This is a genomic window from Pseudomonas sp. THAF187a, from assembly GCF_009363395.1.
GTDB lineage: Bacteria > Pseudomonadota > Gammaproteobacteria > Pseudomonadales > Pseudomonadaceae > Aquipseudomonas > Aquipseudomonas khazarica.
In genome coordinates, this window is sequence record NZ_CP045349.1 from 1,945,117 (window position 1) to 1,971,036 (window position 25,920).

General features: G+C 67.5%; 30 protein-coding genes, 1 tRNA gene and 1 riboswitch. Of the genes, 26 read left to right on the forward strand and 5 right to left on the reverse strand.

The genetic code is table 11. From position 1 onward, the window contains the following. Window positions 1–299 precede the first annotated feature (299 nt). Entirely contained in the window at window positions 300–1,478 is a 1,179-nt protein-coding gene (locus FIV02_RS09020; protein WP_152488417.1) for a DUF5610 domain-containing protein, read from the forward strand. A gap of 48 nt (window positions 1,479–1,526) precedes the next feature. Continuing rightward, complete coding sequence (locus tag FIV02_RS09025; RefSeq protein WP_047592840.1) at window positions 1,527–1,763, forward strand: glutaredoxin family protein; 237 nt, start codon at window positions 1,527–1,529, stop codon at window positions 1,761–1,763. A gap of 94 nt (window positions 1,764–1,857) precedes the next feature. On the opposite strand, the gene FIV02_RS09030 is transcribed toward FIV02_RS09025, so the two are convergent. The 3 genes from FIV02_RS09030 to mobA form a co-directional block, all read right to left on the reverse strand. Continuing rightward, window positions 1,858–1,934: transfer RNA gene (locus FIV02_RS09030), tRNA-Pro, on the reverse strand. A 122-nt stretch (window positions 1,935–2,056) separates the two neighbouring features. Further along, window positions 2,057–2,278, reverse strand: coding sequence for a YgdI/YgdR family lipoprotein (locus FIV02_RS09035; protein ID WP_037053581.1), 222 nt, complete (start codon window positions 2,276–2,278; stop codon window positions 2,057–2,059). Between the two features lie 91 nt (window positions 2,279–2,369). Further along, on the reverse strand, window positions 2,370–2,954 hold the full coding sequence (gene mobA / locus FIV02_RS09040; RefSeq protein WP_150609094.1) for a molybdenum cofactor guanylyltransferase MobA: 585 nt from the start codon (window positions 2,952–2,954) through the stop codon (window positions 2,370–2,372). A gap of 66 nt (window positions 2,955–3,020) precedes the next feature. On the opposite strand from mobA, the gene moaB reads away from it, so the two are divergent. The 24 genes from moaB to FIV02_RS09155 all read left to right on the forward strand — a co-directional run bounded on the left by moaB (window position 3,021) and on the right by FIV02_RS09155 (window position 23,900). Further along, the gene (gene moaB, locus FIV02_RS09045) at window positions 3,021–3,560 is read left to right on the forward strand and encodes a molybdenum cofactor biosynthesis protein B (RefSeq protein WP_037053578.1); all 540 of its coding nucleotides are present in this window, start codon (window positions 3,021–3,023) and stop codon (window positions 3,558–3,560) included. Beyond that, window positions 3,557–4,771 carry a gephyrin-like molybdotransferase Glp gene (glp, locus tag FIV02_RS09050; protein ID WP_152488418.1) on the forward strand — a complete coding sequence of 405 codons (1,215 nt, stop codon included), beginning with the start codon at window positions 3,557–3,559 and terminating at the stop codon, window positions 4,769–4,771. Before moaB ends, glp begins: the two co-directional genes overlap by 4 nt. 149 nt (window positions 4,772–4,920) lie before the next feature. Then, complete coding sequence (locus FIV02_RS09055; protein WP_150609098.1) at window positions 4,921–5,544, forward strand: C40 family peptidase; 624 nt, start codon at window positions 4,921–4,923, stop codon at window positions 5,542–5,544. Between the two features lie 82 nt (window positions 5,545–5,626). Continuing rightward, a complete protein-coding gene (locus FIV02_RS09060; protein ID WP_152488419.1) occupies window positions 5,627–6,151 on the forward strand; it encodes a C40 family peptidase in 525 nt (174 codons plus the stop codon). Window positions 6,152–6,524: 373 nt separating this feature from the next. Beyond that, complete coding sequence (locus FIV02_RS09065; RefSeq protein WP_150609101.1) at window positions 6,525–7,193, forward strand: CsgG/HfaB family protein; 669 nt, start codon at window positions 6,525–6,527, stop codon at window positions 7,191–7,193. A 16-nt stretch (window positions 7,194–7,209) separates the two neighbouring features. Continuing rightward, on the forward strand, window positions 7,210–7,566 hold the full coding sequence (locus FIV02_RS09070; protein ID WP_256663110.1) for a DUF4810 domain-containing protein: 357 nt from the start codon (window positions 7,210–7,212) through the stop codon (window positions 7,564–7,566). Window positions 7,567–7,571: 5 nt separating this feature from the next. Then, window positions 7,572–8,225 (forward strand): DUF799 domain-containing protein, encoded by a 654-nt coding sequence (locus tag FIV02_RS09075; RefSeq protein ID WP_371923275.1) that lies wholly within the window; start codon window positions 7,572–7,574, stop codon window positions 8,223–8,225. 35 nt (window positions 8,226–8,260) lie between these two features. Further along, window positions 8,261–8,471, forward strand: a riboswitch (cobalamin riboswitch). A 179-nt stretch (window positions 8,472–8,650) separates the two neighbouring features. After that, a complete protein-coding gene (cobO, locus tag FIV02_RS09080; protein ID WP_047592834.1) occupies window positions 8,651–9,262 on the forward strand; it encodes a cob(I)yrinic acid a,c-diamide adenosyltransferase in 612 nt (203 codons plus the stop codon). Further along, window positions 9,262–10,554 carry a cobyrinate a,c-diamide synthase gene (locus tag FIV02_RS09085; RefSeq protein ID WP_152488420.1) on the forward strand — a complete coding sequence of 431 codons (1,293 nt, stop codon included), beginning with the start codon at window positions 9,262–9,264 and terminating at the stop codon, window positions 10,552–10,554. The genes cobO and FIV02_RS09085 overlap by 1 nt, the downstream gene beginning before the upstream one ends. Beyond that, on the forward strand, window positions 10,551–11,204 hold the full coding sequence (gene bluB, locus FIV02_RS09090; protein WP_134677949.1) for a 5,6-dimethylbenzimidazole synthase: 654 nt from the start codon (window positions 10,551–10,553) through the stop codon (window positions 11,202–11,204). Before FIV02_RS09085 ends, bluB begins: the two co-directional genes overlap by 4 nt. 3 nt (window positions 11,205–11,207) lie before the next feature. Further along, entirely contained in the window at window positions 11,208–12,116 is a 909-nt protein-coding gene (gene cbiB / locus FIV02_RS09095; protein WP_152488421.1) for an adenosylcobinamide-phosphate synthase CbiB, read from the forward strand. Further along, window positions 12,109–13,119 carry a threonine-phosphate decarboxylase CobD gene (gene cobD / locus FIV02_RS09100; protein ID WP_150609114.1) on the forward strand — a complete coding sequence of 337 codons (1,011 nt, stop codon included), beginning with the start codon at window positions 12,109–12,111 and terminating at the stop codon, window positions 13,117–13,119. Before cbiB ends, cobD begins: the two co-directional genes overlap by 8 nt. Then, on the forward strand, window positions 13,119–14,570 hold the full coding sequence (locus FIV02_RS09105) for a cobyric acid synthase (RefSeq protein WP_152488422.1): 1,452 nt from the start codon (window positions 13,119–13,121) through the stop codon (window positions 14,568–14,570). Before cobD ends, FIV02_RS09105 begins: the two co-directional genes overlap by 1 nt. Before the next feature lie 54 nt (window positions 14,571–14,624). Then, the gene (cobU, locus tag FIV02_RS09110; protein WP_152488423.1) at window positions 14,625–15,146 is read left to right on the forward strand and encodes a bifunctional adenosylcobinamide kinase/adenosylcobinamide-phosphate guanylyltransferase; all 522 of its coding nucleotides are present in this window, start codon (window positions 14,625–14,627) and stop codon (window positions 15,144–15,146) included. After that, a complete protein-coding gene (gene cobT / locus FIV02_RS09115) occupies window positions 15,143–16,198 on the forward strand; it encodes a nicotinate-nucleotide--dimethylbenzimidazole phosphoribosyltransferase (RefSeq protein ID WP_152488424.1) in 1,056 nt (351 codons plus the stop codon). The genes cobU and cobT overlap by 4 nt, the downstream gene beginning before the upstream one ends. After that, window positions 16,198–16,770, forward strand: coding sequence for a histidine phosphatase family protein (locus FIV02_RS09120; protein ID WP_152488425.1), 573 nt, complete (start codon window positions 16,198–16,200; stop codon window positions 16,768–16,770). Before cobT ends, FIV02_RS09120 begins: the two co-directional genes overlap by 1 nt. After that, window positions 16,767–17,498 (forward strand): adenosylcobinamide-GDP ribazoletransferase, encoded by a 732-nt coding sequence (locus FIV02_RS09125; RefSeq protein ID WP_152488426.1) that lies wholly within the window; start codon window positions 16,767–16,769, stop codon window positions 17,496–17,498. The genes FIV02_RS09120 and FIV02_RS09125 overlap by 4 nt, the downstream gene beginning before the upstream one ends. A gap of 73 nt (window positions 17,499–17,571) precedes the next feature. Then, window positions 17,572–17,976: a MarR family winged helix-turn-helix transcriptional regulator gene (locus FIV02_RS09130; protein ID WP_037053548.1), complete on the forward strand. Its 405-nt coding sequence runs from the start codon at window positions 17,572–17,574 to the stop codon at window positions 17,974–17,976. A 58-nt stretch (window positions 17,977–18,034) separates the two neighbouring features. Then, complete coding sequence (locus FIV02_RS09135; RefSeq protein WP_037053546.1) at window positions 18,035–19,240, forward strand: MFS transporter; 1,206 nt, start codon at window positions 18,035–18,037, stop codon at window positions 19,238–19,240. Continuing rightward, a complete protein-coding gene (locus FIV02_RS24960) occupies window positions 19,237–19,362 on the forward strand; it encodes a hypothetical protein (RefSeq protein ID WP_256663111.1) in 126 nt (41 codons plus the stop codon). The genes FIV02_RS09135 and FIV02_RS24960 overlap by 4 nt, the downstream gene beginning before the upstream one ends. A 62-nt stretch (window positions 19,363–19,424) precedes the next feature. Next, window positions 19,425–19,976, forward strand: coding sequence for a glutathione peroxidase (locus FIV02_RS09140; protein WP_037053543.1), 552 nt, complete (start codon window positions 19,425–19,427; stop codon window positions 19,974–19,976). A 126-nt stretch (window positions 19,977–20,102) separates the two neighbouring features. Further along, entirely contained in the window at window positions 20,103–21,032 is a 930-nt protein-coding gene (locus FIV02_RS09145; protein ID WP_152488427.1) for a triacylglycerol lipase, read from the forward strand. Window positions 21,033–21,077: 45 nt separating this feature from the next. Next, a complete protein-coding gene (locus FIV02_RS09150; protein WP_152488428.1) occupies window positions 21,078–22,139 on the forward strand; it encodes a lipase secretion chaperone in 1,062 nt (353 codons plus the stop codon). A 12-nt stretch (window positions 22,140–22,151) separates the two neighbouring features. Next, a complete protein-coding gene (locus FIV02_RS09155; RefSeq protein ID WP_152488429.1) occupies window positions 22,152–23,900 on the forward strand; it encodes a hybrid sensor histidine kinase/response regulator in 1,749 nt (582 codons plus the stop codon). On the opposite strand, the gene FIV02_RS09160 is transcribed toward FIV02_RS09155, so the two are convergent. Both FIV02_RS09160 and FIV02_RS09165 read right to left on the reverse strand, forming a co-directional pair. Continuing rightward, window positions 23,901–24,512: a response regulator gene (locus tag FIV02_RS09160; protein ID WP_037053534.1), complete on the reverse strand. Its 612-nt coding sequence runs from the start codon at window positions 24,510–24,512 to the stop codon at window positions 23,901–23,903. It lies immediately after the preceding gene. 63 nt (window positions 24,513–24,575) lie between these two features. After that, the gene (locus tag FIV02_RS09165; RefSeq protein WP_037053532.1) at window positions 24,576–25,850 is read right to left on the reverse strand and encodes an OmpP1/FadL family transporter; all 1,275 of its coding nucleotides are present in this window, start codon (window positions 25,848–25,850) and stop codon (window positions 24,576–24,578) included. Between the last annotated feature and the right edge of the window lie 70 nt (window positions 25,851–25,920).

The window sequence follows — 25,920 nt, forward strand, 5'->3', positions numbered from 1 at the left end:
TTATTAGCGGGCGGCCACTCTGTGACCGACCCGTTACGGCGCCATGAAATAAAGCACTTCGGTTATTCGGCGACTGTAAGACTTTAGTCTGGCGGGGCCTGGGGCCTGCCGGGGCTTTCAGGGCTGCGAGGCTCTAGCGCGTGGTGACGGGCGCCTTTCGCGCTTCGACCGCCGATCGGGAAAGCGCCGTTGAGTGCACGGGCAGCGAGAAAAAACCGCCAACCGTTGGTCGATCAGCCCTAAAGCTTGCTGCTGCGCGGCCGTTAAGTTCGGCAGATCACCTGCCTGGGTACCCGGTCATGAATCCTCTGAGCTCCTTCAACTCCGCCGCTTCACGCACCGCGCATGCCAGCCAGTCGGCCGCTGCGCGCAACAACGCCGCCGATGCACAGGCGACGCTGGCCAACCGTCTCGCCGACAAGCTGGGGCTGCAGCCCGGGGCGCTCAATGGCAAGCGTGACGACTACACGCCGGAGAAGGTGGCGGGGCGTGTGCTTGGCTTCGTCGAGCAGCGCCTGCAGAGCGAGGCCGCGGCCGGGGCTGATCCGGCCCGGCTGGAGCAACTGCTGGCGCAGGCGCGCGAAGGTATCGAGAAGGGTTTCGCCGATGCCCGCAAGATTCTCGATGGCATGGGTGTGCTGGGTGGCCAGGTGGCCAGTGACATCGATGACACCTACTCGCGTATCCAGGATGGCCTGGGCGATCTCGACAAGCGCTTTGGCGCGGCAACCCCGAGCACCGCGGACAGCGTTGCGGTCGCTGGTTACAGCGAGCGTTTCAGTGCGCAGGCGGAAACCTTCGACCTGGCCATCACCACGCGCGATGGCGATCGCCTGCGTGTCTCCGTGGCACAGGCTTCGGCCAGCTGGTCGCAAAGCAGCTTCGCCGCGGCGAGCGACGGCAGTTCCAGTAGCCTGGTGGCCAGCAGTCAGTCCGGCAGCCTGCAGATCGGCGGCTGGCAGGTCAGTGTGGAAGGTGAGCTGGACGATGACGAGATCAAGGCCTTGGAAAAGCTGTTCAGCCAGGTGCAGGACCTCTCCGACAAGTTCTATGCCGGTGATCTGTCTGGAGCCTTCGACCGCGCCATGGCGCTGGACATGGACGGCGAGCAGCTGGCATCGATGTCGTTGCGCCTGACCCAGACCAGCGTGCGTCAGGCCACCGATGCCTACGGCGCCGTGGGCGGGCAGGGCGCCAGTGCGGTCAACAGCGGCTTGCAGGACTACGCCCAGGGCCTGCTCGATGCACTGCGCAGCGCTGGCGACCTGGCTCAGGATGCCGGTGGCATGCTCAAGGATCTGCTCAAGGGTGGCTTCTCGCTCGACGAGCGCTTCGACCTGCCGCGCCTGGAGAAGGCCGACAGTCTCAACCGCAACCTGCTCGACGGCCTGCAGTCGCTGCTCGCCGGCGAGGCTGGCGAGGCTGGCGAGGCTGGCGAGGCTGGCGAGGCTGGCGAGAGTGGCGACGACGCGAGCTGATGCCGCGCGGTGCTAGACTGCGCACCTTGCTGACAGTGAGGTGCGCTCATGAAGCCTGAATGCCAACTTTTCGGAACCCTGGGTTGCCATCTGTGCGAGGTGGCCGAGGCGCTGCTCATGCCGTTCGTCGAGAACGGCCTGCTGGTCGAGCTGATCGATATCGCCGAGCATGAAGGGCTGGTCGAGTCGTACGGCCTGCGCATTCCGGTGCTGCGCCGCTGCGATACCGGCGCTGAGCTGAACTGGCCGTTCGATGCCGAGGAAGTGGTGGCCTTTCTGCGCTGAAGGCCCGCTGGCAGCGAGCTGACGCCGTACCGATCTGCGGCTGGCAGGAATGCCAGGCATAAAAAAACCCGCCTTGACAGGCGGGTTTTTGATTTGGTCGGAGAGACAGGATTCGAACCTGCGACCTTCTCGTCCCGAACGAGACGCGCTACCAAGCTGCGCTACACTCCGAATGAGGCGTATTCTACCGAAAAACTTTTACTGCACAAGGGGTTAGCCTGAAAAAACTTCCGGCCGGCATGGCCATCATCCGTTCAGGCTTGGTGCCAGGTGCGTGTCGGTAGCGCCTCGCCTCAGAGTTCCTTGACCGTCTGAACCTGATCCTTGTTGATCGTGGCGCGCTTGCCATCGAGCTGTTCGAACTCGTAGAAGCCCGACTCTTCGTCATATGTCGGCTTGTCCACGGTCTGGATCTCACGGCCATCGTTGAGGGTGATCACCGACGGCGAAGCGCAACCGGCGAGGGCCGCGAAACCGATCACCAGCAGCAGGGCGGGAAGGGTCCGTTTGGTCATGGTCTGTCTCCTTGGGTACGAATGGGGTGCCATACCTTCGCTCTGACGTGAAACGGCCGCATGAGTTCCGCTGAGGGCGTCGGTTTCAGCGTCAGCGTGCGGTGGCGGCAAGAATTTCCGGCGTGTTGAGGTTGGCCAGGCGTGGGTCGTCCAGCGGGCAGTCGACGGCAATGGGGTCGAGCCTGCCGAACCAGCGCTGGGGACTGCGCTCACCCGACTGCCAGGCGCGCTCGAGGTCGTCCCGCAGGTGAGTGGGGAGCAGGCAGAACAGCGGTTGCCAGTACGCGCCCTGGCGGACGACCACCGGCCGGCTGCCCGCCTGCGCGAGCAGGGCGTCGAGCAGCGCTGCGTCGACGAGGGGGGCGTCGCAGGGCAGTACCAGCATCTGTGGATGGCGAGCGGCGGCCATGCCGGCGCGGATGCCCGCCAGGGGGCCCTGGAAATCCTGCTCCTGATCGGCCACCAGCTGGTCGGCGTAGGGGGCATAGCGCTCGTTGTTGCGGTTGCAGGAAATGATCAGGTCATCGCTGAGCGGCCTGGCCAGTTCATGCAGCCAGGCGATCAGCGGGCGGCCGTGCCAGTGCAGCAGGCCTTTGTCCTGCCCGCCCATGCGTTGCCCGCGACCACCGGAGAGCAACAGCACCGAACAGTTGGCAAGGGCATTGGGCGTAGGCATGCGGCGGTCTCCGGGGCGGGCGGTGTGATATAACGTCGCCCATTGTCTACCAATTGGATGCCTGCCATGAACCACAAGGCCGACGCGGTTTTCGTGCCGCTGAACATTGCCGTACTGACCGTCAGCGACACGCGCACTCTGGATACCGATACCTCCGGGCAATTGCTGGTCGATCGCCTGAGCGCTGCCGGGCACCAGCTGGCGGCGCGCGTCCTGCTCAAGGACGATCTGTACCGCATCCGCGCCCAGGTCGCGACCTGGATCGCCGAGGATCAGGTGCAGGTCGTGGTGATCACCGGCGGCACCGGTTTCACTGGGCGTGACAGTACTCCCGAGGCCGTCGCCTGTCTGCTGGACAAGCAGGTCGATGGTTTTGGCGAGCTGTTCCGGCAGATATCCGTGGCCGATATCGGCACCTCCACCATCCAGTCGCGCGCGCTGGCCGGCCTGGCCAACGGTACGCTGGTCTGTTGCCTGCCGGGTTCGACCAACGCCTGTCGTACTGCATGGGACGGCATCCTCGCCGAGCAGCTGGATGCGCGTCATCGTCCGTGCAACTTCGTGCCGCACCTGAAAGAGGTCGGCGCCTGCGAGACGCGCGGATGAGTGCTGGCGACAAGCCCGGCCTGCTGCCCATGGAGGCGGCACTGGAGCGCCTTCTGGCGCTGGCCGACGCGGCGCCGGTGGAACAGATCGAGTCGGTCGCGCTGGCCGAGGCGGATGGCCGCGTGCTGGCCGAGCCGCTGATCGCGGCGCTGGATCTGCCGCCCTGGGCCAACAGCGCCATGGACGGTTATGCCCTGTGCCTGGCCGACTGGAATGGCCAGGCGCTGCCCGTGAGTCAACGCATTCAGGCCGGGTCGGCGCCCGAGCCGCTGCAGCCGGGCAGCTGTGCGCGGATCTTCACCGGTGCGCCGCTGCCGCAGGGTGCCGACACGGTGGAAATGCAGGAGAACGTCGACCTGGACGATGCCGGGCGGGCCGTGTTCCGCGAAACGCTGAGGGTCGGCCAGAACGTGCGTGCGCAAGGCCAGGAAACGCGCAGGGGCGAGTGCGTGCTGCCGGCAGGTACCCGTCTGGGCCCGGTCGAACTGGGGCTGGCGGCATCGCTTGGCGTGGCGCAACTGCCGGTGCGCCGGCGTCTGCGCGTGGCGGTGCTCTCCACCGGCGATGAGCTGGTGGAGCCAGGCCAGGCACTGGGGCCGGGGCAGATCTACAACAGCAACCGACGCCTGTTGATCGCCTGGTTGCAACGCCTGGGCTGTGCGGTGACCGACGCCGGGATTCTGCCGGACGACCTGCCGCGTACCCGCGCGGCGCTGGGTGCCCTGGGCGAGGTCGACCTGATCCTGTCCACCGGTGGCGTTTCCGTCGGGGAGGCTGACTTCCTCGGCCTGGCCCTGCGCGAGGCGGGCGAGCTGGCGCTGTGGAAGCTGGCGATCAAGCCGGGCAAGCCGCTGACCTTCGGTCATTACCAGGGCGTGCCGGTAATTGGCCTGCCGGGCAATCCGGCCTCGACGCTGGTCACCTTCGGCCTGCTCGCGCGCCCCTACATGCTGCGCCGCCTTGGCGTTCAGCGGGTCGAGCCGCTGGGCTTCCCGCTGCCGGCGGGCTTCACCTGGAGCAAGCCGGGCATGCGCCGCGAGTACCTGCGGGCGCGGCTGGAGCATGGCCGGGTGGTGCCTTACGCCAATCAGAGTTCCGGCGTGCTGCGCAGTGCGGCCTGGGCCGAGGGCCTGGCGGAAGTCATGGAGGGCAGCACCCTCGCCGAAGGGGACATGCTGCGTTTCATCCCGCTGAGCGAGATTCTGGGCTGAGCAACACGCGCCCGACCATTGCCTGGCTGGGCGCGTTAGATGGTGTGGCGAGACTACGGAGTCACAATTGCAACGATAGAATTTGCAAATGGGTCATATAGAGGGCATAGTCGCGCACTTATATGAATTCCCTCGACACGGTCGTGCCCATGCTGAAGCGCTTCGCACCCCTCGTGCCTGTTGCACTCACCCTGTTCCTCGCCGCCTGCGCGGGCCATGCGCCGCAGCCGCAGAGCGGCGAAACCTCGGCCCGGCCCGCCGCCCCTGTACAGGCTCAGCAGAGCGAGCCGGCAGAGGATGACGTTGCCGCACTGGTCGACGACAAACCCTATGAAATGCCGCAGTTGGCCGACAGCCTGCTCGATCTCGGGCGTTCGCTGATTGGCACCCGCTATCGCTACGGCGGCACCTCGGTACAGTCCGGTTTCGATTGCAGCGGCTTCGTCGGCTACCTGTTCCGCGAAGAAGTGGGTCTGGAGCTGCCGCGCTCCACCCGCGAGCTGATCAAGCTGGATGCGCCCAAGGTGGCGCGTGCCGACCTGGAGCCGGGTGACCTGATCCTGTTCAACAACCGGGGTCGTGGTCGCGTCAGCCACGCCGGCATCTACCTGGGCGATGACCAGTTCATCCATTCCAGCAGCAGCCGCAGCGGTGGCGTGCGCATCGACAGCCTGGACGACAGCTACTGGAAGCGCAGCTACATGGAGGCCAAGCGCGTGCTGGCGCTGGCTTCGACAGAAGACGAGCAGGCCTCGACCAAGGCCCATCCCTGAGGGAGCGGCGTAACCGCAGGGTTGCGCCACCACGCCCGAGGCGGCAGAGTAGAGCCTGTCCAGGCTCAGGATCGCCTCGCTCATGCCCGTCACGACCCGTGTTGCCCTCGTTTCCTTCACGCTGCTGCTGAGTGCCTGCAGCAGCCACGCTCCCGCTCCCCAGCCCGTCTACACACCGCCAAGCGCTTCCTCGGCCTATCAGGGCGGTACCGAGGATGTCCTGTTTCGTGCGCTCGGCCTGGTCGGTACGCCTTACCGTTATGGCGGCAACACGCCCGAGGGCGGCTTCGATTGCAGTGGCCTGATCGGCTATGTCTACCGCGACGCCGCCGGTATCAGCCTGCCTCGCTCGACGCGTGAGCTCAGTGCCATGCGCACCCCCGATGTCCGCCGCGATGCCCTGCAAAGTGGCGACCTGGTGTTCTTCGCCACCAACGGCGGGCGCAGCGTCAGTCACGCCGGCATCTATGTCGGCGAGGGCCGCTTCGTGCATGCGCCGTCCAGCGGCGGCACCGTGCGCCTGGACAGCCTCGACAACGTCTACTGGCAGCGTGTCTATCTCGATGCCAAGCGGGTCATCACGCCGGAGCTGGCGCACAACCCCTGAGCGGTGGGCGACGGTCGGTCAGGGCAGGGCTGTCCAGACTGTATGAGGTGTTCCTGGCGGGTGGCTTCCGGGTGTTCGCTCGTGCCCGGTATGGCCTGACGACCCAGCACAGACAAGTCGCTCTCGAGGCGCTGGTCCGCATGATCGCAATCTGATGGCCAATAGATGGCAAAACGCCGATTGTCCCGTTAGAATCGCCGCGCCTGCAGGATGCACCGAGGCCCTGGTTTCGTGGGGCCGAACGTCATGGACAGACTTCTTCTCTTTCTTCGTCTCTCCTGTCTCGTCAATACGCTTCGGCTGACGTGTTCCTGCCTCATTGTCTGTCGGCATGTGCTGAATGGGCGTATCAGTCATTCCAAATGAGGTTTGTATGAAAAAGATCCTTGCCGGTGGTCTCGCCGGTTTGTTCATGCTGCTCGCCGGTTGTGCGACAGAGCAGTCCCGTACGCTGGAAGTCGCCAAGGTAAACACGGCAAACCTGTCCTACTCCGGCCCGCGTAGCCCTATTTCCGTGGGCAAGTTCGACAACCGGTCCAGCTACATGCGCGGTATTTTCACCGACAGCGTCGACCGTCTGGGTGGCCAGGCCAAGACCATTCTGATCACGCACCTGCAGCAGTCCAACCGCTTCAACGTGCTCGATCGCGACAACCTCGCCGAACTGCAGCAGGAGTCCGGTTTCTCCAAGCAGGCGCAACAGGTGCGTGGTGCCAGTTACGTGGTGACCGGCGACGTTACCGAGTTCGGTCGCAAGGAAGTCGGTGACCATCAGTTGTTCGGCATTCTCGGCCGCGGCAAGCAGCAGATCGCCTATGCCAAGGTCAACCTCAACATCGTCGATGTGAAGACGTCCGAGGTGGTGTTTTCCACGCAGGGCGCCGGTGAATACAGCCTCTCCAATCGGGAGATCGTCGGCTTCGGTGGTACTGCCAGCTATGACTCCACCCTCAATGGCAAGGTGCTCGACCTGGCGATCCGCGAGGCGGTGAACAACCTGGTCAATGGCGTCGACAGTGGCGCGTGGCACCCCGCCAAGTAATAAGGACATGACGAACATGATCGTTTCACGCCGATGGACCACGGTGTCCGCAATCCTGCTGCTCGGCCTGCTGGCGGGCTGTGCCGCTGGCCCGCAGCCCCTGTACTACTGGGATGGTTACCAGCAGCAGGTCTACCAGCGCTTCGATGGCACGAGCAGCACCGAGGAGCAGATCGCTGCGCTGGAGGCCAGCGTGCAGCAGGCGCGTGCCGCCGACCGTGCGCTGCCGCCCGGTTTCCATGCGCACCTGGGCATGCTCTATGCCGATGCCGGCAAGCTCGATCAGGTACGCCAGGAGTTCGAGACCGAGAAGGCGCTGTACCCCGAGTCCGCCACCTACATGGACTTTCTCATGCGGAAATTCGACCAATGAACATGCTGTCTTCCCTGCGAGTGCTGGCAATCGGTGCTCTGCTCGCCGCCCTGGGCGGCTGCGCGACCCCCAAGAGCTATGACTACACCGCTTTCCTCGAGAGCAAGCCGGCGTCGATCCTGGTGCTGCCTCCGGTCAACCAGTCGCCGGATGTCAAAGCTTCCTACAGCCTCTATTCGCAGGTCACTCTGCCGCTCAGCGAGGCCGGCTACTACGTGATGCCGGTGGGCCTGGTCGACGAGACCTTCAAGCAGAATGGCCTGATGAATGCCGAGGAGGTCCGTCAGGCCTCGCCCGAGAAACTGCGGGAAATCTTCGGTGCCGACAGCGTGCTGTACCTGGACGTGACCGAGTACGGCAGCAGCTACAAGATCATCACCAGCGAGGTGGCGGTTACCGCCACGGCCAAGCTGGTCGATCTGCGTAGCGGCAAGCTGCTGTGGGAGGGCTCGGCCCGTGCCAGCAGCGCCGAGCAGCAGCAGAACAATGGCGGTGGCCTGGTTGGCATGCTGATCGTGGCGCTGGTCGACCAGGTGGTGAACACCCTCAGCGACCGTGGTCACGAGATTGCCGGTATCACCAGCGTGCGTCTGCTGTCGAGCAATACCACCAATGGCATCCTGCCAGGCCCGCGCGCGCGCCCCGAGGCGGCTCGTTGAGCTGAGCGTTGACGCGCAGGGCGGACAGCCTCTAACCTGCGCGCCTTGCTTCAGGTGCCCTGAATCGCCGCCAGCGGCGGTCGATAGGGTGAAACAGGGAAGCCGGTTCCAATGCCGGCGCTGCCCCCGCAACGGTAGGTGAGTCGTACGCCGCTATAGGCCACTGTGCAGTGCACGGGAAGGCGCGGCGTTGAACCTTTGGTTCGCTCACGAGCCCGGAGACCGGCCTGTCGCAGTTTCACGGCATCGCGGAGGGCGTTGTCCGGCCAGCGCTCCGGTTGCACCGGGGCGTTCGTGTTTTCTGTCTTCCGCATGCCCGACCAGCCATTGGCGCCTGGATGGGACGTGCGCATCGTCGTCTCTTCTTCTGGTTGCCGTTCGCGCCGTGCACGACCTTGCCGGCGCGTGATGTACAGGAGCAGAGCATGAGCGAGTCCGTCGAACGTGATGAGCGCCACAAGGCGCGCATGCAGCGCAAGAAAGCCCTGATCGACGAGAAGATCGCCCAGGCCCAGGACGAGTACGGTCTGCTGCTGGTGCACAGCGGCAATGGCAAGGGCAAGAGCAGCAGCGCATTCGGCATGGTCGCCCGGGCCCTCGGGCATGGCATCAGGGTCGGCGTGGTGCAGTTCATCAAGGGCGCAGCCAGCACCGGGGAGGAAAGCTTCTTCCGCCGTTTCCCCGAGGAAGTCAGCTATCACGTGATGGGCGAGGGGTTCACCTGGGAGACCCAGGACCGTCAGCGTGACATCGCCAAGGCGCAGGACGCCTGGAATGTGGCGCGGCGCCTGCTCGCCGACGAGTCTGTCGGCCTGGTGGTGCTGGACGAGCTGAACATCGCCCTCAAGCACGGTTATCTCGACCTGCCCACGGTACTGGCCGATATCGAAGCCCGGCCACTGCTGCAGCATGTGGTGGTGACGGGGCGGGGCGCCTTGCCGGAGATGATCGAGGCCGCCGATACGGTCACCGAGATGAACCTGGTCAAGCATGCGTTCAAGGCCGGGGTGAAGGCGCAGAAGGGCATCGAATTCTGATGAGCGCACGTCAATGTCCGGCGCTGTTGATCGCCGCGCCGGCCTCCGGTCAGGGCAAGACCACTGTCACCGCTGCGCTGGCGCGCCTGCATACGCGCCAGGGGCGGCGGGTGCGGGTGTTCAAGTGCGGCCCGGACTTCCTCGACCCGATGATCCATGCCCGTGCCAGCGGCGCGCCGGTGTACCAGCTCGACCTGGCCATGGTCGGCGAGGCCGAGAGTCGCCGCCTGTTGTGGCAGGCCGCCGGCGAGGCCGACCTGATCCTGATCGAAGGCGTGATGGGCCTGTTCGACGGCAAGCCCTCGGCGGCCGACCTGGCGCGTCACTTCGGCGTAGCGGTGCTGGCGGTGATCGATGGCGCCGCCATGGCGCAGACCTTCGGCGCGCTGGCCCATGGCCTGGCTACCTTCCAACCGGACCTGCCGTTTGCCGGCGTGCTCGGCAACCGCGTCGCCAGCACGCGCCACGGCGAGATCCTGCGTGATGCCCTGCCGGAGACGATCCGCTGGTTCGGTGCGCTGCCACGCAGCGCGGCGGTGGAACTGCCCAGCCGCCACCTGGGGTTGGTGCAGGCCGCCGAGTTGGCCGATCTCGATGCCCGGCTGGATGCCGCCGCCGATGCCCTGGCGGCCAGTGCCGACGTCGATTTGCCGCCGTCAGTGAGCTTCGCCGCACCAGTGATCGATGAGCCAGGCTCCCTGCTTGCCGGCGTGCGCATCGGCGTGGCGCGGGACGCGGCATTCGCCTTCCTGTACCAGGCCAACCTCGACCTGTTGCAGATGCTGGGCGCCGAGCTGCGCTACTTCTCGCCGCTCGCCGACAGCGCCTTGCCCGAGGTGGACAGCCTCTACCTGCCAGGTGGCTACCCCGAGCTGTACCTCGCCGAGCTGGAAGCCAACCAGGCCATGGCGGCGGCGATTCGTGCCCATCACCAGGCCGGCAAGCCGCTGCTCGCCGAATGCGGCGGCATGCTCTACCTGCTCGATGAGCTGCGTGACAAGCAGGGCGCCAGTGGCCGCATGCTCGGCCTGCTTGCCGGCAGCGCGGCCCTGCAGCCGCGCCTGACCGCGCTGGCGTTGCAGGAAGTCGAGCTGGCGGAAGGCCTGCTGCGCGGTCACACCTATCACCACTCACGGCTGGACAGCCCGCTCACGCCGCACGCGCAGGCGCGCTGCCCGAATGGCAAGCCGGTGGCCGAGGCGGTCTATCGGCTCGGCCGGCTCACCGCCAGCTACATCCATTTCTACCTGCCATCCAATCCGGAGGCGGCCGCCGCGCTGTTGCGTCCATGAGCGATCACGCCTTCTCTGCGCTGGAGCGTGCGGCGGTGTACCGCGCCATTGGCGAGCGCCGTGACATGCGCCACTTTGCCGGTGGCCAGGTGCCGCCCGAGGTGCTGGCACGCCTGCTGGAGGCCGCGCACCACGCGCCCAGCGTCGGCCTGATGCAGCCCTGGCGCTTCCTGCGCATCAGCGATCCGCAGCTGCGCCAGCAGGCGCATGAACTGGTGGAGGCGGAGCGGGTGCGTACCGCCGAAGCCCTGGGCGAGCGCTCGGACGCGTTCATGCGTCTGAAGGTCGAGGGCATTCGTGACTGTGCCGAGCTGCTCGCGGTGGCGCTGATGGACGGCCGCGAGAAGCACATCTTCGGGCGACGCACCTTGCCGGAGATGGACATGGCCTCGGTCGCCTGCGCCATCCAGAACCTGTGGCTGGCGGCACGCGCCGAAGGCCTGGGGCTGGGCTGGGTGTCGCTGTTCGATCCCGCTGCGCTGGCCGAGCTGCTGGGCATGCCCGCAGGCAGCAAGCCGGTCGCGCTGCTGTGCCTGGGGCCGGTCGAGGCGTTCTATGAAAAGCCCATGCTGGTGGAGCAGGGCTGGGCGACGCCGCGACCACTGGCGGAGCTGTTGTTCGAGAACCGTTGGGGTGTCCGTGGTGACTGAGCGATGAGCCTGGCCCTGATCACCTGCGCGGGCGTTGCTCTGGATGCCGCCCTGGGCGAGCCACGCCGGGCGCATCCGCTGGTTGCCTTCGGGCGCCTGGCCAGCCGCCTCGAACAGCGTTTCAATCCGGCCGGCGGTGGCTGGCGCAGTCACGGTGTCACGGCCTGGTGCCTGGCGGTGCTGCCGTTGACACTGCTCACCTGGCTGCTGACCCAGGTGACCTCCCTGGTCTGGGCGGTGGATATCTTCGCGCTGTACTTCGCCCTCGGGCTGCGCAGCCTGTACGAGCATGCGCTGCCGGTGGCGCAGGCGCTGCGCCTGGGTGACCTGTCGCTCGCGCGTGAACGCGTGGGCTGGATGGTCAGCCGCAACACCGCCGCGCTGGATACGACGGGCGTGGCGCGCGCCGGTACCGAATCGGTCCTGGAGAATGGTTCAGACGCGGTATTCGCCGCGCTGTTCTGGTTCATCGTCGCGGGGGCGCCCGGCGTCGTGCTGTATCGCCTGAGCAATACGCTCGATGCCATGTGGGGCTATCGCAACGAGCGCTTCGAGCGTTTCGGCTGGGCCGCCGCGAAGATCGACGATGTCCTCAACTACATCCCGGCGCGCCTGGTGGCGCTGACCTACGCACTGTTCGGCAACGTGGCCCTGGCGCTGCGCTGCTGGCGTCGACAGGCGCCGATGTGGGACAGTCCCAATGCTGGCCCGGTGATGGCGTCGGGGGCCGGCAGCCTGGGCGTCAGCCTGGGCGGTGCGGCGGAGTATCACGGCGAGGTGCATGAGCGTCCACGACTGGGCGAGGGGCCGGCTCCGCGAGCGCGAGATATCGAGCGGGCGATGAATCGGGTCGTTGCCGGCGTAGCGCTGTGGCTGCTGTGCCTGACGCTGTGGGAGGTAGGGATTGCTTGAGCATGGTGGTCGGCTGCGCGCCGCGGCGCAGCGTTACGGGATTGCCCTGGAAGACTGGCTGGACCTGTCGACCGGTGTGGCGCCCTACGGCTGGGAGCTGCCCGCCGTGCCCGGTTCTGCCTGGGCGCGGCTGCCTGAGGTGAACGATGGCCTGGAGCAGGCGGCGCGCGACTACTACGGTGCCGCCAGCCTGCTGCCGGTGGCGGGGTCGCAGGCGGCGATCCAGGCCCTGCCGCGTCTGCGCAAGCCAGGCAATGTCGGCATTCTGGCCCCCACCTATGCCGAGCATGCGGCGGCCTGGCGACGCGAAGGGCATCGCATTACCAGGCTCAGCGAGGGTTCGGTGCACCGTGCCCTGCCGCAGCTCGATGTGCTGCTGCTGGTCAACCCGAACAACCCGACGGGGCGCCTGATCGAACCGGCGCGCCTGCTCGACTGGCATGACCAACTGGCCGAGCGCGGTGGCTGGCTGGTGGTCGACGAAGCCTTCATGGATTGCACCCCACAGCACAGCCTGGCGGCGTACAGCGACATGCCGGGGCTGATCCTGTTGCGCTCGTTCGGCAAGTTCTTCGGCCTGGCCGGCCTGCGCCTGGGGTTCGTGCTCGCGGCGCAGGCGCTGCTGGACGAGCTGGAAAGCCTGCTCGGTCCCTGGGCGGTCAGCGGCCCGGCGCGCAGCGTGGCCCTGACGCTGCTCAACGACCATGAGGGCCAGCGCCGCCAGCGCGAACGCCTGCAGGTCGACGGCGAGCGCCTGGCCGCGTTGCTGCGCGATTGCGGCATGCCGCCAACCGGCGGCTCGGCGCTGTTCCAGTTCTGCTGCACGCGGCGGGCGGTGCCCTGTGCCGAGCTGCTGGCGCGGCGCGGCATCCTGGTGCGCCTGTTCGCCGAGCTGGACAGCCTGCGCTTCGGTCTGCCGGCGGACGAGTGTGGCTGGCAGCGCCTGGAGCAGGGCCTGCTGGAGTGCGCGCCGATGCTGGCCAATCTCGAGGAGACGCCCTGATGACCACGCTGATGGTGCAGGGCACCACGTCCGATGCCGGCAAGAGCACGCTGGTCACCGCCCTGTGCCGCTGGGCGCGGCGTCAGGGCGTCGCCGTGGTGCCGTTCAAGCCGCAGAACATGGCGCTCAACTCGGCGGTGACCGCCGACGGTGGCGAGATCGGCCGGGCGCAGGCCGTGCAGGCCCAGGCCGCCGGGTTGGCGCCGCATACCGACATGAATCCGGTGTTGCTCAAGCCCAACAGCGACATGGGCGCCCAGGTGATCATCCACGGGCGTGCCATCGGCAACATGCAGGCGTTGAGCTACCACGGCTACAAGCCAGTGGCCATGGCGGCGGTGCTGGAGTCCCACGCGCGGCTGGTCGAGGGCTACCGACTGGTACTGGTCGAGGGGGCCGGCTCGCCGGCGGAAATCAACCTGCGTGCCGGCGACATCGCCAACATGGGCTTTGCCGAAGCGGTGGATTGCCCGGTGATCCTCATCGCCGATATCGACAAGGGCGGCGTGTTCGCCCATCTGGTCGGCACCCTGGAGCTGCTCAGTGCGAGCGAGCAGGCGCGGGTCAAGGGCTTCGTGATCAATCGTTTTCGTGGCGACATCGCCTTGCTCAAGCCGGGGCTGGACTGGCTGGAGCAGCGCACCGGCAAACCGGTGCTTGGCGTGCTGCCGTACCTGATGGACTTCCACCTGGAAGCCGAGGACGCCGTCGACACCCGCCAGCAGCGCAAGGACGAACAGGCCCTGCGCGTCGTGGTGCCGGTGCTGCCGCGCATCAGCAATCACACCGATTTCGATCCGCTGCGCCTGCATCCGCAGGTGCAACTGAGCTTCGTCGGGCCGGGGCAGGCGATACCGCCGGCCGACCTGATCATTCTGCCCGGCTCCAAGAGCGTGCGCGCCGATCTGGCGCGGTTGCGCGAGCAGGGTTGGGATGCGGCCATCGCCCGGCACCTGCGCTACGGCGGCAAGCTGCTGGGCATCTGCGGCGGGTTGCAGATGCTCGGCCGGCAGATCCATGACCCGCATGGCCTCGAGGGTGCCGCTGGCAGCAGCGACGGCCTCGCCCTGCTGGATTTCGAGACGCTGCTGGAGCCGGAGAAACAGCTGCGCAACGTACGTGGCCAGCTGTGCCTGGAGCAGGCCGAGGTCAGCGGCTACGAAATCCATGCCGGGGTCAGCCGGGGGCCGGGACTCAACGGCGCCGTACGGCTCGAGGACGGGCGCGGCGACGGGGGGCTGAGCGCCGATGGACAAGTCCTCGGCACCTACCTGCATGGCCTGTTCGAACAGCCGGCGGCGTTGGCGGCGCTGTTGCGCTGGGCCGGCTTGCGCGAGGTGCAGCACGTGGATTACCAGGCCCTGCGCGAGCGTGACATCGAACGCCTGGCCGACCAGGTGGAACAGCACCTGGATAGCGCCAGGCTCAGGGCATTGTGCGGCCTGGAGTAGGGCCGCGCGGCAGAGCTATTGAACGGTGCGCAGCGCGCACCTTACGGAGTGGAAATGCTTGAACTGATCCTCGGCGGCGCCCGGTCCGGCAAGAGCCGCCTGGCCGAGAAACTGGCCGACGAGTCGGGCCTGGAGGTGGTCTACGTCGCCACCAGCCAGGCGCTCGACGGCGAGATGACGGCGCGCGTCGCCGAGCACCGGGCGCGCCGGCCTGGGCACTGGGCCCTGGTCGAAGAGCCGCTGGCGCTGGCCCGCGTGCTGCGCGAGCAGGCGGCGCCGAATCGTTGCCTGCTGGTGGATTGCCTGACGCTGTGGCTGACCAACCTGCTGCTGCTCGAGGATACGCAGCGGCTGACGGTCGAGCGCGAGGCGCTGCTGGCCTGCATCGGGCAGTTGCCTGGGCGCATCCTGCTGGTCAGCAACGAAAGCGGACTGGGGGTGGTGCCGCTGGGTGAGCTGACCCGCCGTTATGTCGATGAGGCCGGCTGGTTGCATCAGGCGCTGGCCGAGCGCAGCCAGCGCGTGGTGTTCAGCGTGGCTGGCCTGCCCATGGTTCTGAAGGGGGAAGCGCTATGAGTCTGCACTGGTGGCAGGGGCCTTGTCAGCCCAGTGATCGGGTTGCGCGAAGCAAGGCCGAAGCACGGCAACAGCAATTGACCAAGCCCACGGGCTCGCTGGGTCGGCTGGAACACATCGCCATTCATCTGGCCGCGTTGCAGGGCCGCGAGCGGCCGGGCCTGGAAAAACTGTGGATCGCCATCTTCGCCGGCGACCATGGCGTGGTGGCCGAAGGGGTTTCCGCCTATCCGCAGGCGGTGACCGGGCAGATGCTGGCCAACTTCGTCGGCGGCGGCGCAGCGATCAGCGTGCTGGCGCGTGAACTGGACGCGGCGCTGGAGGTGATCGACCTGGGCACTGCCGAGCCGCTGGCGCAATTGCCGGGCGTGCGCCACCTGCACGTCGGCGCCGGTACGCAGAACTTCGCGCGCGAGCCGGCCATGACCCTGGCCCAGGCGCTGATCTGCCTGGAGGCCGGCCGCGACAGCATCGAGCGTGCGCGCGGCGCCGGCTGCGACCTGTTCGTCGGTGGCGAGATGGGCATCGGCAACACCACGGCGGCGGCGGCGCTGGCCTGCTGGCTGCTGGAGTGCCCGGCGAGCGAACTGGCCGGCCCCGGTACCGGGCTGGACCCCGCCGGTGTGGCGCACAAGGCGCGGGTCATCGATGCGGCGCTGGCGCTGCATCGGCAGCGACTCGACGGGCCGCTGGAGGCCTTGCTGCACCTCGGCGGTTTCGAGATCGCCGCGCTGGTCGGTGCCTATGTCGCGGCGGCGCAGCAGGGCGTGGTGGTGCTGGTCGACGGCTTCATCTGCAGCGTCGCGGCCCTGCTGGCGGTGCGCCTGAATCCGGGGTGCCGTGACTGGCTGCTGTTCGCCCACCATGGCGCCGAGCCGGGGCACGTGCGTGTGCTGCAGGCGTTGGGCGCCGAGCCTCTGCTGGAGCTGGGCTTGCGTCTCGGCGAGGGCAGTGGTGCGGCGCTGGCGGTGCCGCTGCTGCGCATGGCCTGCGCGCTGCATGGCCAGATGGCCACCTTCGCCGAGGCGGCCGTGGCGGAGAAACCGGCCTGATGCTGTACCTGGAGTTGTTGCGCCACGGCGAGACCGAGCAGGGCGGCGGGCTGCGTGGCAGCCTCGACGATGCCCTGACCGAGCAGGGCTGGGCGCAGTTGCGCAGGTCCGTGCAGGAGGCGGGCCCCTGGGATCGCCTGATCAGTTCGCCGTTGCAACGCTGTGCGCGTTTCGCCGAAGAGCTGGCGGCGGCCCGGGCGCTGCCGTTGGACTACGAGCGCGACTTGCAGGAGCTGCACTTCGGCGACTGGGAAGGGCGCAGTGCCGCCGAGCTGATGCACAGCGATGCCGAGGCACTCGGGCAATTCTGGGCCGACCCCTATGCCTTCACGCCGCCCAATGGTGAACCCCTGCCGCGCTTCGAGGCGCGGGTGCTGGGCAGCCTGCAGCGCCTGGTGCAGGCGCATGACGGTCAGCGCCTGCTGCTGGTGACCCACGGCGGGGTGATGCGCCTGCTGCTGGCGCGGGTGCGTGGCCTACCCAGAAAGGACCTGTTGCAGGTCAACGTCGGCTATGCCGAGCGTTTCCGCCTGCGCCTCGCTGCCGATGGCCAGTGGCTGGAGTTGCCATGAGTGCATTCCTGATCGCGCTGCAGTTCCTGACCCGCCTGCCGGTCAGTCTTCCCGGCATGCCGACGCCCGCGCAGGTGGGGCGCTCGCTGCTCTGGTATCCGCTGGTGGGGCTGCTCCTCGGCGTGTTGCTGTGGGGCGCGCACCTGCTGCTGGGGCAGACCTCGATGGCGCTGCAGGCAGCGATCATTCTGGCCCTCTGGGTCGGCCTCAGTGGCGGGCTGCACCTGGACGGCCTGGCCGATACCGCCGACGCCTGGGCGGGTGGTTTCGGCGACCGCGAGCGGACCCTGGCGATCATGAAGGACCCGCGCAGCGGACCGATTGCCGTGGTCGTGCTGGTGCTGCTGCTGTTGCTTAAGTACGCCGCGCTGCTGACGCTGCTGCAGGCCGGGCAGGGCGCCTGCCTGATTCTGCTGCCCTGGCTGGGGCGCAGCCTGCTGCCGCTGCTGCTGGTGACCACGCCCTACGTGCGCGCCGGCGGCCTGGGGCAGGCGCTGGTCGAGCATGCACCGCGCCAGCAACTGCCCTGGGTGCTGGCCGCGCATCTGCTGCTGATGCTGGCGTTCGGCTGGCCGGCGCTGCTTGCCGTGGCCAGCGCCTTGTTGCTGTTCGCCTGGACGCGTCGCGCGTTGCTGCGTCGCCTGGGCGGCACGACGGGGGACACCGCCGGCGCGCTGGTCGAGCTGGCCGAGTGCGGCATGCTGCTGGTCCTCGCGTTGAGCCTCTGAGCGCAACTGTTATGCCGACACGCCCTGTAACTGTATGAGTGTGAATCGGTGATGCGGGTATATACCTGTATCCATGTTGCCGACCTCTTGCCTCTGTACCCAATTGCGCCGCGCCAGTCGCGGCGTGACCCGCCGCTATGACGACGCACTCGCTGCCGTCGGCCTGGGCGCCGCACAGTTTTCCCTGCTGCGGCATGTCCAGCGTCTCGGCCAGCCGAGCATTTCCGCATTGGCCGAGGCCATGGGGCTGGACCGCAGCACCCTGGGGCGCAATCTGCGGGTGCTCGAGGAGCAGGCGTTGCTGCAGCTGAGCGAGGCGCGCGATCTGCGTGCCCGTGAGGTCAGCCTCACCGATGCCGGAGAGCGACGCATCGCCCAGGCGCTGCCGCTCTGGGAGCAGGTGCAGCAGGAGTTGAACCTGCAACTGGGTGAGGGCCGGCGTGCCGAACTGATGCAACTGCTGGAAGCCCTGGCCTGAGGGTCGACTGATTTTTACTGCCCATGCGGCCACTGACGGCCGCTCGCTGGAGACAACAATGACAACTGCATGGCGTTCTTCCACCTGGCTGTTGCTCGGCGCATCGCTGATTCTCGCGTTGTCGCTCGGCACCCGGCATGGCTTCGGCCTGTTCCTGCCGCCGATGAGCGCCGAGTTCGGCTGGGGACGTGAAGTGTTCGCCTTCGCCATCGCCCTGCAGAACCTGATCTGGGGCCTGGCGCAGCCGATCACCGGGGCGCTGGCCGATCGCTTCGGGGCACGCAAGGCCGTGGTCATCGGCGGTGTGCTGTACATGCTCGGGCTGATATTCATGGGCATGGCCGATTCGCCGCTGAGCCTGTCGCTCAGCGCCGGCCTGCTGATCGGTATCGGCCTGTCCGGCACCTCGTTCTCGGTGATTCTCGGCGTGGTGGGCCGCGCCGTACCGGTGGAAAAACGCAGCATGGCCATGGGCATTGCCGCCGCGGCCGGCTCCTTCGGCCAGTTCGCCATGCTGCCGGGCTCCCTGGGCTTGATCGGCTGGTTGGGCTGGTCGTCCGCCCTGCTGGCGCTGGGGCTGCTGGTGGCGTTGATGATTCCGCTGGCGGCCATGATCCGGGAGACTCCGCCGCCGGCCAGCAACGGTCCGGAGCAGACGCTGGTCGAGGCGCTGCGTGAAGCCACCAGCCACTCCGGCTTCTGGCTGCTGGCGCTGGGCTTCTTCGTCTGCGGCTTCCAGGTGGTGTTCGTCGCCGTGCACCTGCCGGCCTATCTGGTGGATCACGGCCTGCCGGCGCTGACCGGCACCACAGTGCTGGCCCTGGTCGGGCTGTTCAACATCTTCGGTACCTACATCGCTGGCTGGCTCGGCGGGCGCATGGCCAAGCCACGTCTGCTCAGTGCCCTGTACCTGCTGCGCGGGGTGGTCATCAGCCTGTTCCTGGTAGCACCGCTGACGCAGTGGAGCGCCTACCTGTTCGGCATCGCGATGGGCCTGCTGTGGTTGTCGACGGTGCCGCTGACCAACGGCACCGTGGCGACGCTGTTCGGTGTGCGCAACCTGTCGATGCTGGGCGGTATCGTCTTCCTGTTCCACCAGATCGGCTCGTTCCTGGGCGGCTGGCTGGGGGGCTATCTGTACGACCATACCGGCAGCTACGACCTGGTCTGGCAGATTTCCATCGGCCTGAGCGTGATGGCTGCCGCGCTGAACTGGCCGGTGCGCGAGGTGCCGGTGGCCCGCCTGCAGGCGGTGCCGGCGTGAGCAGCAAGGTCACGCTCTGCGCGGCCGTGGCACTGGGCCTGGGGGCGCTCCTGGCCCTGGCCTGGTGGGGCTGGCGCCAGGGTGGCCTGGCCCTGCTGCAACTGGGCGTCGGCATCTGCTAGTTGCCTGAGGCGCGGCCTGCGAGTAGCGTGAACGGATCGCATCATCGTCCGAGATTCCTGCCATGTCACTGCGTCACATCGCCTGCTCCCTGCTGCTCTCCAGCCTCGCGCTGCCCCTGCTGGCCGCCGAATGCCCGGCGCTGTTGCAGGGCGAACTGCCCAAGCTGCGCAGCAAGGGCGCCAGCGTCGATCTCTGTCAGTTCGCCGGCAAGCCGCTGGTGGTGGTCAACACCGCCAGCTTCTGCGGTTTCACGCCGCAGTTCAAAGGTCTCGAAGCGCTGTACCAGCGTTACCAGGACCAGGGCCTGGAAGTGCTTGGCGTGCCCTCCGACGACTTTCGCCAGGAGTCGGACGACAGCGCGGAAACCGCCACCGTCTGCTACGTCAACTACGGCGTCACTTTCACCATGACCGAACCGCAGCCGGTGTCCGGTGATGACGCCATCGCCCTGTTCAAGGGTCTCGCCGAGCAGAGCCGGCAGCCACGCTGGAACTTCTTCAAGTACGTGGTCGACCGTCAGGGCAAGGTGGTGGCGAGCTTCTCCAGCCTGACCAAGCCGGACGATCCCGAGTTGATCGCCGCCGTGGAAAAGGCCATCGCCTCGCAACCCTGAGCCCACTCTTCGCTGTACGGCCCTTCACCCATCTGGGCGATGGGCCGCATCCGCTCGCCTGCCTAGACTGGCCAGGCGCCGGACGCAGTTCCCCGGCGTGCCCACAAGAACAATAAGGAGGCACCCATGCGTCGCGTCTATACCGCTGCCATCGCCACCCTCGCTCTGCTCGGCGCCGTCGAGGCCCAGGCGGGCGACTACACCAGGACCAGGTACCCGATCGTGCTGGTGCACGGCGTGACCGGCTTCAACACCATCGGCGGCCTGGTCAACTACTTCCACACCATCCCCTGGAACCTCGAACGTGACGGTGCCCGGGTCTATGTCGCCAGCGTCGCTGCGTTCAACGACAGCGAGCAACGTGGCGCCGAGCTGGCGCGGCAGATCGTGCCCTGGGCGGCGGCCGGTGGTGGCAAGGTCAACCTGATCGGCCACAGCCAGGGCTCGCCGACCTCACGGGTGGCGGCGTCGCTGCGCCCTGACCTGGTGGCGTCGGTCACCTCGGTCAACGGGGTCAACAAGGGCTCCAAGGTGGCCGATGTGGTGCGTGGCGTGATCCCGCCTGGCAGCGGCATCGAAGGCGGTGCCAATGCCATCGCCAACGCGCTGGGCGCCCTGATCAACCTGCTCTCCGGCTCGAGCAATCCGCAGAGCGGCATCGACGCCCTGGCCACGCTGACCACGGCCGGGACCACCGCGCTCAATGCGCGCCATCCCTGGGGTGTGAACAGCAGCAGCTACTGCGCCAAGTCCAGTGAGGTGCAGAACGTTCGTGGCTACAGCATCCGCTACTACTCGTGGACGGGGAACTCGGCCTACACCAACGTGTTCGACGCGGCCGACCCGTTCCTGGCGTTCACCGGCCTGGTCTTCGGCAGCGAGAAGAACGACGGCCTGGTCGGCGTCTGCTCGACCTACCTGGGGCAGGTGATCGGCGACAGCTACAACATGAATCACGTCGACGCGATCAACCACCTGTTCGGGATTCGCGGCTGGACCGAACCGGTGTCGCTGTATCGCCAGCATGCCAACCGCCTGAAGAACAAGGGCGTCTGATCCTGAAGAGTGCGGCGGGGCCTGGCTCCGCCGCAGCGAGGCGACATGTCCAGATTCCTCGGTTTTTCCCTGGCTGCCGTGCTCCTGGCCGGCGGCCTCACGTTCTACTGGCGCTGGCCCGCCCCGCTGCCGCCAGCAACACCTGCCGCGCGCGCTGAGCCCGGCGCTGCGCCCGTGCAGTCGCCTGAGGTGCCGGTGGCCCCCGCGCGGGGTTCCGGCATGGCCCAGGTACCTGCCGCCACGGCGCTGCCGAGCCTGGCCGGCACCACGGTGGATGGCCAGCTGCGCAGCGACGCGGCCGGCAACCTGGTGCTGGACCTGGCCGTGCGCGATTACTTCGACTACTTCCTCAGTGCCGTCGACCAGTCCGGTCTCGATGCGGTGATCGAGGTGCTGCTGGCCGACGCCGGCGCTCGTCTGGAGGAACCGGCCCTCGGCCAGCTGATCGGCCTGCTGGGTGACTACCTGGACTACAAGCGCGCCAGCATGGCGTTGCTGCAGCAGCCGCTGCAGAGCAGGCAGCAAGCCGATCCGCAGGCACAGCTGCAGGTGCTGCAGGCGGCCCTCGCTCAGCTCGACGAGCTGCGCTGCGGCCATTTTTCCGCGGCGGCGCAGGAGGCGCTGTTCGGTGCGGAGCAGGCCTACGCCCGCTACACCCTGGACAGCCTGGCCTTGCAGCAGCGCGACGACCTCGACGCGGGGCAGCGTGCACAACTGCTCGAACAGTTGCGCGAGCGCCTGCCGACGGCGCTGCGCGAGAGCGAACAGCGCCAGCAACTGGCGTTGCAGCAGCTGCAGCACAGCGAGCAGCTGTGGCGCGACGGGGCGGACGAGCAACAGGTGCGCGAGTTCCTGGCGATGACCTATGATCCGGATACCGTGCAGCGCCTGCTGGTCGAGCAGCGTCGCGAGCGTGACTGGCAGCAGCGCTACCAGGCCTACCGCAGCGAACTGGCTGGCCTGCAGGGCCAGGGGCTGAGTGCGACGGATGGCGAGCAACTGCAGCGCCAGTTGCGTGAGCGGCTGTTCGCCAGTGAAGACCGATACCGTGTGGAAACCTATGACGCCATCGCCGCCAAACAGCTGGAGTCGCCGGGCGCGCCCTGAGGAGCGTCTGCGTTGAGCGAGCAGCAGTTGCTGGCCCAGCAGCGCCGTGGCCATCGTTCGCTGCGCTTCGTCGCACCGCTGGAGGCGGGCTTCGCCGAACACCGGGTGCAGCGCATTCGTCGGCGCCTGCCGCTGATCGCCGCCACTGCCGCGCTGTTCCAGGTGATCTATGCACTGCTGGACTTCCTGCTCATGCCGCTGCCGGTCAGCCTGTCGGTCCTGCCGTTGCGGGTGCTGGCGCTGACGGCTGTCCTGCTGTCGTTTCTCTACTGTCGCCGTGCCGCTGCGCCACTCGCCTGGGTGCCGCCGGTCTATGCGGCGGCTTACTGGATCAATGGCGTCAGCGTCGCGCTGATCGTGCACCTGTGCTGGCTGCAGGGCGTGGCGATGCCCTATGACGGCCTGTTTCTCATCCTGCTGTTCGGCTATGCGCTGCTGGGGCTGTCGTTTCGCGCGATCAGCCTGTGCAGCTGGAGCTTCTGCCTGCTGTTCGTCGGCCTTGGCGCGGTGTTCGGCGAAACCGGTGGTGCACTGGCCTATCAGGGGCTGTTCCTGTTCTGCGCCAACCTGATCGGTACGGTCGGCGCCTACATGCAGGAACATGGCCAGCGCGGCGCCTGGCTCAACCTGCGTCTGCTGGATCTGGCGCGCCAGCGGGCAGAGGCCGATGACGCACGCAAGCTGCGGCTGCTGGCGGCGGCCAGTCACGATCTGCGCCAGCCGCTCAATGCCATGGGCCTGTATGCCGAACACCTGGTGGAGCAGGGCGGTGACCAGCAGACCCGGCGTATCAGTGCGCGCCTGGCCGCATCAGTGGAGCAGCTCGGGCGCCTGCTGCAGTCGTTGCTCGACTACACCCGGCTGACCTTGCCGGGTGGTGTGCAGGCGCGGCCACATGCCTTCGCGCTGCGCCCGCTGCTCGAACGTCTGCTCGCCGAGTTGGCCCCGGAGGCACGCCAGCAGGGGCTGCAACTCGACCTGCAGTGCGCTGAGCTGGGGGTGTGCAGTGACCCGCTGCTGCTGGAACGCCTGCTGCGCAACCTGCTCAACAACGCGCTGCTGCACGCGCAGGCTCGGCACCTGCAGGTGACCGCACGGGCTGACGGCGATGCCGTGGTGCTGCAGATAGCGGACGATGGTCGGGGCCTGAGCGAGGCCGAGCAGGCGCTGGTGTTCGAAGAGTTTCGTCAGCTGGACAACCCCGGGCGCAACGCCGAGCGCGGGCTGGGGCTCGGCCTGGCGATCGTCAGGCAGCTGGCGCAGGTACTGGATCACCCGCTGCGCCTGGATTCACGGCCTGGCGCTGGGGCGCGCTTCGTTCTGCGTCTGCCGCTTGCCGGGATTCCGCTGCCGGTCGCGCGCGGTGAGGGGACGACGGCGTTGCGCGGGCGGGTCCTGTTGCTCGAGGACGACGCTACCGGGCGCGAGGCACTGGCCGGCCTGCTGCGCCGCTGGGGCTGCGAGGTACAGGCCTGTGCCGACCTGACGGCGGCGCTGCAGGCGGCAAGCCGGGAAGTGCCGCAGCTGGTGATCAGCGACTACCGCCTTGGCGGGCGGGAGGATGGCCTGCAGGCCATCGAGCGCTTGCGCGAGGCGGCCGGGCAGATGCTGCCGGCCTTGCTGATCAGCGCCGACCTGAGCCCCGAGCTGCATGAGCGCTGCCTGCCGGCGCATGTCATGCCGCTGGCCAAGCCGCTGCTGCCGGCCCGCCTGCGTCAGGTGCTGGCGACCCAGTTGCAGGTGCGCCAGGCCGTCAGCTGATCACAGCCAGCCGCGCTGCCGGGCGGCGCTGACGCAGGCGGTACGGGTGTGCACGGCGAAGGTTTCGAACAGCGTCTTGAGGTGGGTCTTCACCGTGTCTTCGGCCAGCCCCAGCTGGCGGCTGATGGCCTTGTTCGGCAGGCCTTCGGCCAGCAGCTGGAGGATTTCCAGCTGGCGCGGGGTGAGCGGAGAGGCATTGCTCGGCGCCGGCAGCGTTTCACCGAGCAGAACGCGCGTCACCGCCTGGCGCAGGGCGTTGCCGTCGGCACTCTTGGGAATGAAACCGAGGGCGCCGGCGGCCAGCGCGGCCTGGGCATCCAGTGACGAGTCGCTGGCGCTGAGGATGGCCACCGGTGTGCTTTCGCCCCGGGACAGCCAGCGCTGCAACAGCTCCAGGCCCGGTTCGTCAGGCAGGCGCAGGTCGAGCAGGATCAGGTCGTATGCATGCTGGCGCAGGCACTGTTCCGCCTCCGCGGCGCTGTGCGCGGTGTGGATAAGCAGGTTCTGGCTGAGGGGCGACAGGGCCAGGGACAGGCCATCGAGGAAGATGCGGTGGTCGTCGACCAGCAACAGGCGGAGGTGTTCGGGCAGGGTGGTGCAGAGGGCAGTCATGATGTACTCACGCGGCTTTTCTTGTTGTTCTGCCGCGTGAGTTTAGCCAATGCCGGGCGTCGATTAGAAGCGGTAGCTGAGCGATGCCCCCAGGCCGTGAGCGCTGTTCTTGTAGCGCGCGCTGTAGCTGCCGCGGGTCGAGCTCTGGTGGTTCACGTCCACCGTCTCTTCCTGCAGGTAGGAATAGGCCACGTCGATGGTCATGTCCTGGGTCGGGCTCCAGCCGGCGCCAAGGCTGAAGATGGTGCGGTCGCCGGACGGCACGCGCGGCGAGCGGTCTGTGTTGTTGATCGGCGACTGGTCGACGGCGATACCGGTGCGCAGCGTCCATTGCGGGCTGACCCGGTACGACAGGCCGATCGCGTGGGCCCAGGTGTCGTGCCAGTTCTGCTCCTCGACGATGGTGGAGAGGTTCGCCGGCAGCGTGGCGGCATCGTTCTCCACACGGATTTCCTTGAAGCGGCTCCAGCGCGTCCAGGTACTGCCCAGGTGCAGCGTCAGGGCGTCGGTGAGGTCATGGGTGATCGACAGGTCCACCGACTCGGGCGTGGTCAGGTCCAGGCTGGCGTCGTACTTGCCAGACAGGCCGGCCAGTGCACCGCTGGCGGAGACCCGGGTGTCGCCTTCCAGCTCGTATTTCACGCGCGAGTGATAGGTCAGGCCGGCGCGGGTGCGGGGGCTGAACTCGTAGAGCACACCGGCATTGAAGCCGACGGCGGTATCGTCGCCCTTGACCCTCACCTCGCCATCGTTGCGGCCGGGGCTCAGCGGGTTGAGCAGGGAAGAACTGAGCTCGCCTTCGATATGGTTGAAGGTCGGGCCGAAACCGACCGACAGCTGGTCGTTGAAGCGATAGCTCAGCGTCGGCTGGATGGTGATCACGCGCACGTAGCTCTTGTTGGCGTAGTAGCGCCCCTGGAAGCCGTTCTCGTAGTCGGTCATCAGGCCGAAGGGCGCATAGATGCCGAGGCCGAATGCGACCTTGTCATCCAGTGGCTTGACGAAGTAACCCATGGGCACGCCGGTGGTCGGCACCATGTCGCCATCGTTGCTGCCCGACAGGGAGAGCGGGCCGGCGCTGGCGCTGGCATGGCTGATATCGGTCTTGGCATGAATGGCTGCGGCGCCGAAGTACACCTCGCTGCGCTTGAGGCGCGACATGCCGGCCGGGTTGCCGAATACGGTGCTGGCGTCATCGGCGGACGACGAGCGCCCTGCGAACGAGGTGCCCATACCGGAAATGCTTTGCTCGTTGAGGGTGAAGCCACTGGCGAAGCCATGGCTCGACGTGGCGGTGATGGCGACGGCCAGGCCTGTCTTGAGAAGGCGTTTGCTCACGGGGGAAGCTCCTGTGGTGGGGCGAGGGGGGAGCACGCTACAGTTTTTCCTGACCTGTGCCAAGGCGCTT

Coding starts and splice junctions, on each gene's coding strand:
- FIV02_RS09020 (WP_152488417.1), top strand. CDS start 300: ATGAATCCTCTGAGCTCCTTCAACTCCGCCGCTTCACGCACCGCGCAT.
- FIV02_RS09025 (WP_047592840.1), top strand. CDS start 1,527: ATGAAGCCTGAATGCCAACTTTTCGGAACCCTGGGTTGCCATCTGTGC.
- FIV02_RS09035 (WP_037053581.1), bottom strand. CDS start 2,278: ATGACCAAACGGACCCTTCCCGCCCTGCTGCTGGTGATCGGTTTCGCG.
- mobA (WP_150609094.1), bottom strand. CDS start 2,954: ATGCCTACGCCCAATGCCCTTGCCAACTGTTCGGTGCTGTTGCTCTCC.
- moaB (WP_037053578.1), top strand. CDS start 3,021: ATGAACCACAAGGCCGACGCGGTTTTCGTGCCGCTGAACATTGCCGTA.
- glp (WP_152488418.1), top strand. CDS start 3,557: ATGAGTGCTGGCGACAAGCCCGGCCTGCTGCCCATGGAGGCGGCACTG.
- FIV02_RS09055 (WP_150609098.1), top strand. CDS start 4,921: ATGCTGAAGCGCTTCGCACCCCTCGTGCCTGTTGCACTCACCCTGTTC.
- FIV02_RS09060 (WP_152488419.1), top strand. CDS start 5,627: ATGCCCGTCACGACCCGTGTTGCCCTCGTTTCCTTCACGCTGCTGCTG.
- FIV02_RS09065 (WP_150609101.1), top strand. CDS start 6,525: ATGAAAAAGATCCTTGCCGGTGGTCTCGCCGGTTTGTTCATGCTGCTC.
- FIV02_RS09070 (WP_256663110.1), top strand. CDS start 7,210: ATGATCGTTTCACGCCGATGGACCACGGTGTCCGCAATCCTGCTGCTC.
- cobO (WP_047592834.1), top strand. CDS start 8,651: ATGAGCGAGTCCGTCGAACGTGATGAGCGCCACAAGGCGCGCATGCAG.
- FIV02_RS09085 (WP_152488420.1), top strand. CDS start 9,262: ATGAGCGCACGTCAATGTCCGGCGCTGTTGATCGCCGCGCCGGCCTCC.
- bluB (WP_134677949.1), top strand. CDS start 10,551: ATGAGCGATCACGCCTTCTCTGCGCTGGAGCGTGCGGCGGTGTACCGC.
- cbiB (WP_152488421.1), top strand. CDS start 11,208: ATGAGCCTGGCCCTGATCACCTGCGCGGGCGTTGCTCTGGATGCCGCC.
- FIV02_RS09105 (WP_152488422.1), top strand. CDS start 13,119: ATGACCACGCTGATGGTGCAGGGCACCACGTCCGATGCCGGCAAGAGC.
- cobU (WP_152488423.1), top strand. CDS start 14,625: ATGCTTGAACTGATCCTCGGCGGCGCCCGGTCCGGCAAGAGCCGCCTG.
- cobT (WP_152488424.1), top strand. CDS start 15,143: ATGAGTCTGCACTGGTGGCAGGGGCCTTGTCAGCCCAGTGATCGGGTT.
- FIV02_RS09120 (WP_152488425.1), top strand. CDS start 16,198: ATGCTGTACCTGGAGTTGTTGCGCCACGGCGAGACCGAGCAGGGCGGC.
- FIV02_RS09125 (WP_152488426.1), top strand. CDS start 16,767: ATGAGTGCATTCCTGATCGCGCTGCAGTTCCTGACCCGCCTGCCGGTC.
- FIV02_RS09130 (WP_037053548.1), top strand. CDS start 17,572: ATGTTGCCGACCTCTTGCCTCTGTACCCAATTGCGCCGCGCCAGTCGC.
- FIV02_RS09135 (WP_037053546.1), top strand. CDS start 18,035: ATGACAACTGCATGGCGTTCTTCCACCTGGCTGTTGCTCGGCGCATCG.
- FIV02_RS09140 (WP_037053543.1), top strand. CDS start 19,425: ATGTCACTGCGTCACATCGCCTGCTCCCTGCTGCTCTCCAGCCTCGCG.
- FIV02_RS09145 (WP_152488427.1), top strand. CDS start 20,103: ATGCGTCGCGTCTATACCGCTGCCATCGCCACCCTCGCTCTGCTCGGC.
- FIV02_RS09150 (WP_152488428.1), top strand. CDS start 21,078: ATGTCCAGATTCCTCGGTTTTTCCCTGGCTGCCGTGCTCCTGGCCGGC.
- FIV02_RS09160 (WP_037053534.1), bottom strand. CDS start 24,512: ATGACTGCCCTCTGCACCACCCTGCCCGAACACCTCCGCCTGTTGCTG.